The 12,774-nt window shown below is 58.7% G+C and carries 10 protein-coding genes; 4 read left to right on the top strand and 6 right to left on the bottom strand.

The annotated features are described in order from the left end of the window. Positions 1-3: 3 nt before the first annotated feature. Positions 4-858, bottom strand: a complete 855-nt coding sequence (gene fghA / locus FHJ80_RS08200; protein WP_139526525.1) for an S-formylglutathione hydrolase — start codon at positions 856-858, stop codon at positions 4-6. An 83-nt stretch (positions 859-941) separates the two neighbouring features. Further along, positions 942-2,051: an S-(hydroxymethyl)glutathione dehydrogenase/class III alcohol dehydrogenase gene (locus tag FHJ80_RS08195; RefSeq protein WP_139526524.1), complete on the bottom strand. Its 1,110-nt coding sequence runs from the start codon at positions 2,049-2,051 to the stop codon at positions 942-944. Between the two features lie 154 nt (positions 2,052-2,205). Between FHJ80_RS08195 and FHJ80_RS08190 the strand changes: the two genes are divergently transcribed. Further along, a complete protein-coding gene (locus tag FHJ80_RS08190) occupies positions 2,206-3,093 on the top strand; it encodes a LysR family transcriptional regulator (RefSeq protein WP_139526523.1) in 888 nt (295 codons plus the stop codon). Here the strand turns inward: FHJ80_RS08190 and FHJ80_RS08185 are convergent. After that, positions 3,090-4,457 carry an L-serine ammonia-lyase gene (locus FHJ80_RS08185; protein WP_139526522.1) on the bottom strand — a complete coding sequence of 456 codons (1,368 nt, stop codon included), beginning with the start codon at positions 4,455-4,457 and terminating at the stop codon, positions 3,090-3,092. The two genes, FHJ80_RS08190 and FHJ80_RS08185, sit on opposite strands and share 4 nt — an antisense overlap. A 220-nt stretch (positions 4,458-4,677) precedes the next feature. Between FHJ80_RS08185 and FHJ80_RS08180 the strand changes: the two genes are divergently transcribed. Both FHJ80_RS08180 and FHJ80_RS08175 read left to right on the top strand, forming a co-directional pair. Next, entirely contained in the window at positions 4,678-5,322 is a 645-nt protein-coding gene (locus FHJ80_RS08180; RefSeq protein ID WP_139526521.1) for a hypothetical protein, read from the top strand. Between the two features lie 177 nt (positions 5,323-5,499). Beyond that, positions 5,500-7,071, top strand: a complete 1,572-nt coding sequence (locus tag FHJ80_RS08175) for an AbgT family transporter (protein ID WP_139526520.1) — start codon at positions 5,500-5,502, stop codon at positions 7,069-7,071. A gap of 103 nt (positions 7,072-7,174) precedes the next feature. Here the strand turns inward: FHJ80_RS08175 and rpoD are convergent, their stop codons facing one another. The 3 genes from rpoD to rpsU form a co-directional block, all read right to left on the bottom strand. Next, positions 7,175-9,031, bottom strand: a complete 1,857-nt coding sequence (gene rpoD / locus FHJ80_RS08170) for an RNA polymerase sigma factor RpoD (protein WP_139526519.1) — start codon at positions 9,029-9,031, stop codon at positions 7,175-7,177. Between the two features lie 209 nt (positions 9,032-9,240). Further along, positions 9,241-11,118, bottom strand: a complete 1,878-nt coding sequence (gene dnaG, locus FHJ80_RS08165; protein ID WP_139526518.1) for a DNA primase — start codon at positions 11,116-11,118, stop codon at positions 9,241-9,243. 187 nt (positions 11,119-11,305) lie between these two features. Next, on the bottom strand, positions 11,306-11,521 hold the full coding sequence (gene rpsU, locus FHJ80_RS08160; RefSeq protein ID WP_016416934.1) for a 30S ribosomal protein S21: 216 nt from the start codon (positions 11,519-11,521) through the stop codon (positions 11,306-11,308). A 200-nt stretch (positions 11,522-11,721) separates the two neighbouring features. On the opposite strand from rpsU, the gene tsaD reads away from it, so the two are divergent. Further along, a complete protein-coding gene (gene tsaD / locus FHJ80_RS08155; protein ID WP_139526517.1) occupies positions 11,722-12,765 on the top strand; it encodes a tRNA (adenosine(37)-N6)-threonylcarbamoyltransferase complex transferase subunit TsaD in 1,044 nt (347 codons plus the stop codon). The last annotated feature ends 9 nt before the right edge of the window (positions 12,766-12,774 follow it).

Below are 12,774 nucleotides of genomic sequence, written 5' to 3'. Positions count from 1 at the left end.
TCCTTAGCGTTTCATGAGGTGTTCCGCATGATAGCGCAAATGATCCTCGATGAACGAGGCGATGAAGAAGTAGCTATGGTCATAGCCCGGCTGGCGACGCAATGTCAGCGGGTGATCGTGCTCTTCACAGACGGCTTCCAGGCGCTCAGGCATGAGCTGCTCTTCCAAGAACTGGTCCGCCTCGCCCTGGTCGATGAACAGCCGCTGGCGAGACGCACCGTTGGCCACTAGCTCACAGGCATCGTATTGACGCCAGCGCGACTGGTCGTCGCCCAAGTAGCTGGTAAAGGCTTTTTGGCCCCAAGGGCAGTTCATTGGATTGACGATCGGCGCGAAGGCCGAGACCGAACGGAACCGACCGGGATGGCGCAGCGCAAGGATCAGCGCGCCGTGCCCGCCCATGGAGTGACCGCTGATCGATTCACGACCATTGACGGGAAAGTGCTGGCGCACGACCGACGGTAGCTCCTCGATCACATAGTCGTACATCCGGTAATGCGGCTTCCACGGCGCTTGGGTGGCATTGACGTAGAAACCGGCCCCAGAGCCGAGATCGTAGCTGTCGTGCTCGCCGGGTAGATCGGTACCTCGCGGGCTGGTATCGGGGCAGACGATCGCCACCCCAAGCTCAGCAGCAATCCGGTGGGCGCCCGCCTTCTGCATGAAGTTTTCGTCATTACAGGTCAGCCCGGACAGCCACCACAACAGCGGCACCCGCTCGTTTTCCGCTTGCGGCGGCAGGTAAACGGCGAAGACCATGTCGCAGTCAAGCGCCCGGGAGTAGTGGCGGTAGCGCTTGTGCCAGCCGCCGCTGCTGCGGTTGGCCGACACCAGTTCTAAGGTTTCACTCATGCTCATGGGGCAGGCTCCTCGAGAAGATGAAAACGCGGAGGGTCGCCCCTACCGCGTTCGTTTACCCGGTTTCGTTGACTTGATGATACTCAGTAATGCAGCACGGTACGAATGCTCTTGCCCTCGTGCAGCAAGTCGAAGGCTTCGTTGATCTGCTCGAACGGCATGTCGTGGGTGATGAAGTCGTCGATATTGAGCTCGCCGTTCATGTAGCGCTCGACGTAACCCGGCAGCTCGCTGCGCCCCTTCACACCGCCAAACGCAGAGCCTTTCCAAACACGACCCGTGACCAATTGGAATGGACGTGTAGAGATCTCTTCGCCTGCGCCAGCCACACCAATGATGATCGATTCGCCCCAACCCTTATGGCAGCACTCCAGCGCCGAGCGCATGACGTTGACGTTGCCGATACACTCGAAAGAGTAGTCGACGCCACCATCGGTCATATCGACGATGACCTGCTGGATCGGATCGCTGTAATCTTTAGGATTGACGAAATCCGTCGCGCCGAACTGCTTGGCCAGGGCGAATTTATCCGGATTGACGTCGATCGCGATGATTTTGGACGCCTTGGCCATCACCGCACCCTGAATGACCGCCAAGCCGATGGCGCCCAAACCAAACACGGCCACCGTCGAGCCGGGCTCTACTTTAGCGGTGTTCAAGACGGCACCAATGCCCGTGGTCACGCCACAGCCCAATAGACAGATTTTGTCCATGGGTGCTTCTTTGGACACCACCGCTAGGGACACCTCCGGCAGCACCGTGTACTCGCTGAACGTGGACGTCCCCATGTAGTGGTGCAACATCTTACCGTCTAGGGAGAAACGCGACGTGCCATCAGGCATGACGCCTTTGCCTTGAGTCGCCCGTACACTGCCGCACAGGTTGGTTTTACCTGACAGGCAGAATTTGCACTTGCCGCACTCTGCAGTGTAAAGAGGAATGACATGATCGCCTGGCTTGACGCTGGTGACGCCTTCCCCCACCTCTTGAACGACGCCCGCACCCTCGTGCCCGAGCACTGCCGGGAAGTTGCCCTCTGGGTCGGCGCCAGAGAGCGTGTAAGCGTCGGTATGGCACACGCTTGTAGCGGCCATTTTGACCAACACTTCTCCCGCCTTCGGGCCTTCTACATCGATCTCTACCAGCTCTAGGGGCTTACCCGCTTCGAGTGCAACTGCCGCGCGTGATTTCATGGTGACTCCTTGGGGTTCACGGTCATCGAACGCGTCGTGACGCGTTCGCGAAAACAGACAGAAAGTGTAGGTCAGCTAGGCGACCGGGATAAAGCGGGATACACTCATAAGATTATTGTCACTGAGCAACAATCCACTCGATTAAGGGCTCGCCATGCAGCGCTGGGATCGTATCGAAGCCTTCGTCGAGGTGGTCAGGCTGGGCACCTTTTCCGCCGCTGCTCGACACCTCAAAGTCTCTACTTCACATATCAGCCGTTTGGTCAGCCAGTTAGAGAACCAGCTAGGCGTGCAGCTACTCTACCGCACCACGCGGCAGATTCGGCTGACCGATGCGGGGGCGCTTTACGTGGAGCACTGCCGGCATCTCTTCGACGGACTGCGCGACGCCGAGCAAGCCATCAGCGAACTTCAAGCCAGCCCGCAAGGTCTGTTGAAGCTCACCTCGGCCACCACCTTTGGCGAGCGCTATATCGCGCCGCTGGTCAACGACTTCCAGCGCCTGCACCCCCAGTTGGAAGTCCACATGCACTTTACCAATCGCCCGGTCGAGCTGATCGAGGAAGGCTTCGACATTGCCATCCGCATGGGCGTACTCAAAGACTCCAGCCTGATTGCCCGACGGCTGTGTGAACGCCAGGAGTACGTGGTGGGGTCGAGCGCCTACTTTCGTCAAGCGCCCAGGCCACACACCCTGGCGGAATTGAGCCAGCACCGCTGCCTGATCGGCTCGCGGCCCAACTGGCTCTTCGAAGTCAACGGCCAGCGCCGGGAGGTAAAGGTAGAGGGATGTTGGAGCGCTAATTCTGGACCGGCCCTGCTGGATGCCGCCCTCAAAGGGCTGGGGCTCGCCCAGCTGCCGGATTACTACGTGGCGCCTTATCTGGCCAGTGGAGAGTTAGTGTCGGTGCTGGAGCCGTTCCAACACCACGACACGGCGGTCTGGGCGGTGTACCCTCGCCACCGCCACTTATCGCCCAAGATTCGTCAGCTGGTCGATCATTTGGTCGACCATATCGACACTCTGTTACCTGCTCATTAGCACTCGATGGCATTGACTGCGAGACCACCTTTCGAGGTCTCTTTGTACTTGTCCTGCATATCGCGACCGGTATCGCGCATGGTGCGGATCACCTTATCCAGCGAAACGAAGTGGTCTCCGTCGCCATGTAGCGCCATACGCGCGGCGTTGATTGCCTTCACCGAGGCGATCGCGTTGCGCTCGATACAGGGTACCTGGACTAGTCCTGCCACTGGGTCGCAGGTCAGCCCCAAGTTATGCTCCAAGCCGATTTCGGCAGCGTTCTCTACCTGCTTGGGCGTGCCGCCCAGCACCTCGGCAAGGCCCGCGGCGGCCATGGCGCAGGCGGAGCCCACCTCCCCCTGACAGCCTACTTCAGCGCCGGAAATGGACGCGTTCTTTTTACACAGGATGCCCATGGCCCCCGCCGCCAACAAGAAATCCACCACATCGGCATCGCAGGCGTCCGGCTCGAACTTCAGATAGTACGCCAGCACGGCGGGCACGATGCCCGCAGCGCCGTTGGTCGGCGCGGTCACCATTCGCTTACCGGCGGCATTCTCTTCGTTCACCGCTAGGGCAAACAGATTGACCCAATCCATGACCGAGAAACTGGTCACGATGAGACGCTGATGGTCGGGCGGTGCAAGCAGCTGCTGATGCAGCGAATGAGCGCGGCGGCGGACGTTCAAACCACCCGGCAGCCGCCCGGTGGCCATCAAACCGTTATCGATACTCTGGCGCATGGCGTGCCAAATCGTTAACAGCGTTTGGCGAATCGACGCTTCGCTGCGCCACGCTTTCTCGTTTTCGAGCATCAGCTCGCTAATCCGCAGATCGTGCTGCTGACACAATGCCAGCAGCTCATTGGCCGATTCGAACGGGTATGGCAGCGCCGTTTTATCCTCATCCAGCCCCCCCTGATCGGCACAGGCCTGGTCCACGTAGAACCCACCGCCGAGCGAATAATAGGTGTTCGTGCTAACCACCGTATCGTCATGGTAGGCCGTTAGCGTCATGGCGTTAGGGTGGAAGGGCAAGCAGGTGTCGTCCCATTCGATGTCCTGAGCGCGCTGAAATACCAGGGACTGGCCGTGGGGAAGCGTCAACGGCTTACCGTCATCCAAACCGGCCAATCGCCCGGCAATGATGTCCGGGTCGATCGCTTCGGGTGTCTCACCCATGAGCCCCATGATGACCGCACTATCGGTCCCGTGCCCAACGCCAGTGGCGGCCAGCGATCCATGCAGCCTTACCACCACTCGGGTGACGTCTGGTACGGTCAGTGACATCACGAAATCCCGCGCGGCCCGCATGGGGCCCACGGTATGCGAGCTGGAGGGCCCAATCCCTATTCGAAACAGATCAAACACGCTAATGGCCATAATAGTGCCCGCCCCTCAACGGTCATGCTTAGTAGTGACGACGACTTGATACCATCGCCGCTTGGTATTTTCTTGGTTACTCTTACTTTGCAGCGTTATCGACTGTCCGTCGAGTCATGCATAGAAGGTGAGACGTGCGAGCACAGGAAAGTGACGATATAATGAACATTCATTTCTGAATGTTTACTCTCCTCGCCTCACCCCCAATAAGGATGTTGGTATGCCATCGTCACCCCCCTGGGCGATCAGTTTTCGCACCGCGCTACTTCGTGCCACTCTGTACACGCTCGCCATCGGCGGTATCGCCCAAGGCGGTTACCTGGAAGTGCTTTACCTGCCCGAGGTTCGCTACACCGAGCTTGGTTTTACCGAATTCACACAAACCTTGGTATTGGCAAGCTGCTGCGCGCTACTGATCTATATTCGCCACGTATTGAAAGTATGGCCCACCGTCACGCTGCTGCTGCTGGCGTTTATCGGCGCATCGCTCGTGCGTGAGCAGGACTACTTTCTCGATCACTACGTGGCGGAAGACACCTGGAAATATCTCGTCGCGCTGATCGTGCTCCCCAGTCTTGGCTGGGTCATCTTTCACCGCCAGCGGTTTTTGGAAGAGTTTCGCCACTACAGCAACACCTTCTCGTTTGGTCTATTTGCGGCAGGCGTGCTGGTCACCTATATCTTTTCTCGCCTTTATGGACGCCAAGATTTTTGGCGAGCCGTGTTGCAAGAGCACTATATCCGTGACTTCAAAGATATTGCCGAAGAGGCCATCGAACTACTCGGCTACAGCTTGATTCTGTTTGCCACCATCGAGCTTCTCTTTCTCGCACGACGCATCTATCGCGCACGGCAAACGCCTTAACCAATCACTTATCCCCCCAGCCAAACACCGCTGACGCCCCGCATCAGCGGTGTTTCATTTTTTACATCTCGCTATACGTAAAGCCATTTGCGCCCTTGGCACCATCAACGTAGTGTCAGCCGATCTGTTTTCATAGGCATTTTTGCTAAACAATAACCTACCAACGATATAAACCTTATGACAAACCCACGAAATCGCGAAGAAAACCTGAACCGCGGAGCGTTCACACGCTTTCTCGATAGCGTCGAATGGCTGGGAAATCTATTACCGCACCCGGTCACACTGTTTGCCATTCTCTGTGTACTGGTCGTGCTGGCTAGCGGTATCGCTGCCGCCCTGGGCGTATCCGTCGCCGACCCGCGCCCCGCGAACGAGGGTGAGTGGATTGCGGTGAATTCACTGCTCAATGCGGAAGGGCTACGCCTTCTCGTCACCAATATGGTGACCAACTTCACCGGTTTTGCACCTTTGGGCACGGTGCTGGTGGCCATGTTAGGAGTCGGCGTTGCCGAACACTCCGGCCTATTATCGGCGAGTATGCGCGCGCTGGTGCTCAACCGCTCTCCGCGCATCGTGACTTACGCCGTAGTGTTTGCCGGGATCATGTCGAACATGGCCGCCGAGCTTGGCTATGTGGTGCTCATTCCGTTGGCCGCAATGATCTTCCATTCCTTGGGTCGCCACCCACTGGCCGGCTTGGCAGCGGCTTTCTGCGGCGTTTCCGGTGGCTATAGCGCCAACCTTTTGATCGGCACGGTCGACCCGCTGCTTTCCGGCATCACCCAAGAAGCCGCACGCCTGCTCGACCCTGCCTACGTCGTTGGCGCTGAGGCTAACTGGTTCTTCATGTTTGCCAGCACGTTCTTCGTCACCCTGATTGGCGGTTTGGTTACCGAACGCATCGTCGAACCCAAGCTTGGCAAATTCGATTCGGCCTATGCCGATAGCGATATCGACCAGCACCGTATGGATGGTCTGACCGCTACAGAGAAACGGGCACTCAAAGGTACGGGCTTAGCCGCCCTGGCGCTGGTAGCGTTAGTGGCCGTCATGGTGGTGCCGGAGAGTGGCATTCTGCGCAACCCAGAGACGGGCCTCGTGAGCGGTTCGCCGTTCCTACGCGGTATTGTGGTCATCGTTGCCATTGCGTTCACCGTACTGGGCTTTGTCTATGGCCGTTTGGCGGGCACCATGCAAAACGATCGCGATATCGTCGATGCCATGGCCAAAAGCATGAGCAGTCTCGGCCTCTATATCGTGCTGGTGTTCTTTGCCGCTCAGTTCGTGGCGCTGTTCAACTGGAGTAATTTTGGCACTGTGACTGCCGTGGCGGGCGCTGACCTGTTGGACTCCCTTGGCTTGCGAGGCCCCGGTCTGTTTGCGCTGTTCATTCTCATGTGTGCCTTCGTCAACCTGTCGCTGGGTAGCGCCTCGGCGCAGTGGGCGGTCACCGCCCCTATCTTCGTCCCCATGCTGATGCTCATGGGTTACGCGCCCGAAGTCATTCAGGCGGCGTATAGGATCGGCGATTCCGTCACCAACCTAATTACGCCCATGATGAGCTACTTTGGCCTGATTCTCGCGGTGGCGACCCGTTATCGTAACGACATGGGCATCGGCACGCTGGTGGCGCTCATGCTGCCTTACACGCTGTTCATGCTGATCGGTTGGAGTGTGCTGTTCTTTATCTGGGTGTTTATTCTTGGCCTACCGGTTGGTCCAGGCTCTGCCACTTACTACACGCTCTAAGCTTTAAACGGCATAACATAAAAAGCCCGCCGTTCAGAGAACGGCGGGCTTTTCGGTCTTCGTGGCTACTCTATTCACCACTCACTCTGCACTACTCGCGGCTTTACTCGTCCAGGAACGAGCGCAGCGGTTCTGAGCGGCTGGGGTGACGCAGCTTGCGCAGCGCTTTGGCTTCGATCTGACGAATCCGCTCGCGGGTAACGTCAAACTGTTTGCCCACTTCTTCCAGCGTGTGGTCGGTGTTCATGTCGATACCGAAACGCATACGCAGGACTTTCGCTTCGCGGGCCGTCAAACCACCCAGCACGTTGCGGGTCGCTTCGATCAAGCCTTCGCCGGTGGCCATATCGATCGGCAGTAGCATGGTGCCGTCCTCGATGAAATCCCCCAGGTGCGAATCGTCGTCATCACCAATCGGCGTCTCCATGGAGATCGGCTCTTTGGCGATCTTGAGCACCTTACGCACCTTGTCTTCAGGCATTTCCAGACGCTCGCCCAGCTCTTCCGGCGTCGGCTCGCGCCCCATCTCTTGCAGCATTTGACGGGAGACGCGGTTGAGCTTGTTGATCGTCTCGATCATGTGGACCGGAATACGAATGGTCCGCGCCTGATCGGCAATCGAGCGAGTGATGGCCTGACGAATCCACCATGTCGCATAGGTCGAGAACTTGTAGCCACGACGGTATTCGAACTTGTCCACCGCCTTCATCAAGCCAATGTTGCCTTCCTGAATCAGATCGAGGAATTGCAGGCCGCGGTTGGTGTACTTCTTGGCAATCGAGATCACCAAGCGCAAGTTCGCCTCGACCATCTCTTTCTTGGCACGACGTGCTTTCGCTTCGCCAATCGACAGCTTGCGGTTGACCTCTTTCAGATCGGCTACCGAGAGCTGCACCATGTCCTCTTCGAAGGCAATCTTGCGCTGAGAACGGGCGATATCGGCACGCAGTGGCTCTAAGCGGTCAGCGTACTTGGGCTGCGCTTCTTGGAAGGCGTCCAGCCACGTCTGATCCGACTCGTGGCCCGGGAACGACTTGATGAACGTCTTGCGCGGCACCTTGGCTTTCTTGACGCACAGCTGCATGACCGCTTTTTCTTGGGCACGCACCTGCTCGACGCTGATCCGCACTTGGCCTACCAGTCGCTCGAAGTGCTTCGGCACCAGCTTGATCGGCGAGAACAGCTCGGCGAGGCGCTCCTGTTCGAATTTCAATTCGGAGCTACCACGACCGTGTTTGGCCAGCGCGGCTTCCACCGCCGCGTTCTGCTCACGAATCTGCTCGAAACGCGCTTTAGCCTCTTCTGGATCTGGACCGCCTTCGCTGGCGCTGGTGTCTTCTTCGTCATCGTCGGCGTCGCTATCGATATCGTCATCGTCGCTCAGCTCGGTATCGACGTCAGGTTCCGGCGTTTCTGCCTCGGCAACCCCGGGGATACCTTCGTCGGGGTCGATGAAGCCAGAGAAAAGATCGGATAAGCGCCCAGGCGCTTCTTCGTCCTGAGTGGCGTCGTAGGCTTCGAGGATCGACGCGACCGCGCCCGGCAGATACGCCAGTGCGGACATCACTTCCCGCGTGCCTTCTTCGATTCGCTTGGCGATTTCGATTTCGCCTTCGCGGGTCAAAAGCTCGACCGTTCCCATTTCACGCATGTACATGCGCACGGGGTCGGTGGTGCGACCTACGTCGCTTTCCACGGCGGCGAGCGCCGCAACGGCCTCTTCCGCAGCGGACTCGTCCGTGGAGTGATCCGACATCATCAAAGTGTCTTCATCTGGCGCTTCCTCAACGACACTGATACCCATGTCGTTGATCATGCCAATGATGTCTTCCACTTGATCCGGGTCGGCGATATCCTCGGGTAGATGGTCGTTGACCTCGGCATAGGTCAGGTAGCCCTGCTCCTTGCCGCGCGCGATCAACTCCTTCAGACGTGACTGCTGCTGCGCATTTCCAGCCATAGAAACCCTATCTCGACGAAGAAGAATGAAACACCTGGGGCGCTGAATCGATTAAACTCAACAAGCCGAACAGTATAGCGTAAATAGCGGGATTTTTTCCAGCGAAACGTATTTGCGCGGTCATTCAGGTGTGTTAGGTTGTTCGGTTAGGCCAGCGCCTGGCGACTAACCCTGTATGTGGTGTTGAAGCGTCGTAATTCAACCCCTCGCTATGTATTGCTCTTGACTGGTCTGTCTCCTGAGCGCTGAACCAGCTCCATCATCAGACTTGCCAATCGCTGACGCTGCTCCTTATTCAGTCTCTGTCCAGAGCGCTCCAGCGCCAGCAGCGCATCGTACTCTTCCTGAGGCGAGCGCTTGCGCTGCTTTTCTAGCAAATGCTCGACCAAGCCATTGATCTCCGCCTCCCGAGTGCTTTTCGGAATCAGCAGCTCGCGCTGGGCGAGCTCGGCCAACACCTGACCCTCATGGCTACCCTGAAAATGCGCCAGCACCACCTGCGGACTCCGGTAGCGCCCGGCGCGCAGCAGCGCGATCAGGTCGCGACACAGCGGTGCCTCTTCGCTGTTGTCGGGTAGCCACTCCAACGTCTCGGGCAGCACCGTCACCAAGCGTGGTTCGTGAAGCAGTAGCTGTACGATCCGAGCCACCGTCGATAGCGCCTGCAGCTTCGCTCCCTGACGGCGGCGGGCAGCAGGGCGTGAAGCCTCGTCCGCCACCACCGGCTCGAGCGGCGCGTCATCCACTGGCTCCCACTGCGGCGGTGCGCTGGCGGCAGCGGTGCGCTTATCCAGCAGCGCCTGAAGCTGCGACTGGGCCAGCCCGCTGCGTTTGGCCAGTGACTCGAGCAGTAGCGATTTCAGCATACCGTCAGGCACCTTGTTCAGCGCCTCCAGCACTTGACTCGCAAATCGCTCGCGCCCTTCCACCGTATTCAAATCGCGCCCCTGGGCGGCCTGCTCGAAGAGAAACTCCGAGAGCGGCATCGCACAGGTGACACGATCTTCGAACGCCTCTCTGCCCTCTCGACGCACCAGCGAATCCGGGTCGTCACCTTCCGGCAAAAACAGAAACCTTGCCTCGCGCCCATCGATCATCTGCGGGAGAGCGGTTTCCAGCGCGCGACTTGCCGCCTGGCGGCCCGCCCGGTCACCGTCGAAGCAGAACACTACCCGGCTCACCAAACGAAACAGGCGGCTCAAGTGATCTTCCGTGGTCGCCGTGCCCAACGTAGCGACGGCGTTATGAATGCCGAACTGAGCCAGCGCCACCACGTCCATATAGCCTTCGACCATCACCAACTGCTCGAGTTTGCTAGACGCTTGACGCGCCTCGTACAAACCGTATAGCTCGCGCCCTTTATGAAAGACAGGCGTTTCTGGTGAATTGAGATATTTGGGCTGTTCATCCCCCATGACCCGGCCGCCAAAGCCTAGGGTACGACCACGCAAGTCGCGGATGGGAAACATCACTCGGTCGCGAAAACGATCGTAGGTGCGCCCAGTGTCTTCGCGGTGGATCAGCAGTCCGTACTCGACCTGTACCGGCTCGCCGATCCCTTTTGCCGACAGATGCTGCTTGAGCGCCTCCCAGCCACCCGGCGCATAACCAATACCGTAGGTGTCGATGACCTCTGGCGACAGTCCGCGGCCCTGCAGGTAGCGCTGAGCACTTTGACCCTCCTGCATTTTCAGCCGCTCGCGGTAGAAGCTGGCGGCCACTTCCAGCAGGTTGACGCCCTCTTTACGCTTTTTCTCGCGCTGCTGAGCACGCGGGTCATCCGCTCCCTCACGGGGAACATCGAGACCTAAACGCCCGGCCAACTGCTCTACCGCTTCGGGGAACGGCAGCTTGTCGTACTCCATCAAAAAGCGCAGCGCGTTGCCATGAGCGCCACAGCCAAAGCAGTGGTAAAACTGCTTGTCGGCACTCACCGTGAACGACGGTGTTTTTTCCTGATGGAAAGGGCACAAACCGGAGAAGTTACGACCCGCTTTCTTAAGCTGCACGCGCTCGCCGACAACCTCCACCACGTCAACGCGGCCGAGCAGGTCGTCAATGAAACGCTGTGGAATTTGGCCTGCCATGAACTGCGGGCATCCTCGCGCGAAGCGCTAATGGGCGGGTCTAACGTCATCAGACAATGCGCCTGATCACCTTAAACCGCGCAAAACACACATCACAGAACGAAAAACAAACGGCCACCTAGTGGCGGCCGCTTGGCATCCCTCTTGGGATAACCGGTCAATTGCGCTGGCTATCCCCAGGTACGGATCAATAGAGCCGTTCGAAACGCTTACGCTCACGCTGCAACTTCTTAGCGTGACGTTTTACGGCAGCGGCCGCTTTGCGTTTACGCTCAGCAGTCGGCTTCTCGTAGTGCTCGCGACGACGTACTTCAGACAGAACGCCAGCTTTTTCGCAAGAACGCTTGAAGCGACGCAGGGCGACGTCAAACGGCTCGTTATCACGTACTTTTACAGAAGGCATTAAGCACTCACCTACCTTAAGGAGTCTTGAGTTCGGATAGTACGCACACCGAACACAACGGTGTACGACCCAGTTTTACAGCGCACAGTAGTCTAGTCGCGGTTGGCGATCTTTGCAAATGCTTACGCCCCTCTACTGCCATAATGCTAGACTAGCCGGTTTGTAACCTCTGCCTTACCACCTACACGAGTTCTTTTGCCATGCGCGTACTGGGCATTGAAACGTCTTGCGACGAAACCGGCGTCGCCATTTACGATACCGCGTTCACCGGCGGGCGCGGCCTGTTGGCCGATGCGCTGTATAGCCAAATCGCCATGCATGCGGAGTACGGCGGCGTCGTGCCGGAGCTGGCCTCCCGAGATCACACCCGCAAGCTGTTGCCGTTGATCGAGCAAGTATTGAAAGACGCCCAGCTCACCCGCCAAGACCTGGACGGTATCGCTTACACCGCCGGACCGGGCCTCGTCGGCGCTCTGATGGTTGGCGCCAGCACTGCCCACGGCATGGCCAAAGCGCTGAACATACCGGTGCTGGGCGTTCACCACATGGAGGGTCACCTGCTCGCCCCGATGCTGGAAGATGACGCCCCCGATTTCCCGTTCGTGGCCCTTCTGGTCTCGGGCGGCCACACTCAGCTAGTCGAAGTACAGGGGTTAGGGCACTACCAACTGCTGGGGGAGTCGGTGGATGACGCCGCCGGGGAGGCTTTCGACAAGGCCGCCAAAATGCTCGGCCTTGCTTATCCAGGCGGACCGCTGGTCGCAAAGCTTGCCGAACAGGGCGACCCGACGCGCTTTCGTTTTCCGCGCCCAATGACTGATCGTCCGGGGCTGGACTTCAGTTTCTCAGGCCTTAAAACCCACACCCTAACGGCCATTCGACAGCTAGAAGCGGCAGACGAATTGGATGATCAGGCGAAGGCCGACGTTGCGCGAGCCTTCGAAGAAGCCGTCGTCGATACACTGGTGATCAAATGCCGCCGCGCCCTTGACCAAACCGGCCTAAAACGCATCGTGATGGCAGGCGGCGTCAGCGCCAATACTCGCCTGCGTGAACGGCTAGCGCTGGAGACCCAAAAGCGCCAAGCCCGTGCTTATTACCCTCGCGGGCGCTTTTGTACCGACAACGGCGCCATGATTGCCTATGTCGGTGCGCAGCGCTTGGCAGCCGGCGAGCGGGATGACAACGGCGTGATGCAGGCGACCCCTCGCTGGCCGCTCGATACGCTTACCGCACCACGGTAGCTCTCGCGC

The organism is Halomonas sp. BL6, assembly GCF_006228115.1.
In the GTDB taxonomy this organism is placed as follows: domain Bacteria; phylum Pseudomonadota; class Gammaproteobacteria; order Pseudomonadales; family Halomonadaceae; genus Vreelandella; species Vreelandella piezotolerans.
The sequence above is the reverse complement of the archived record's forward strand: the minus strand, read 5'-3'. Positions and strand labels throughout refer to the sequence as shown.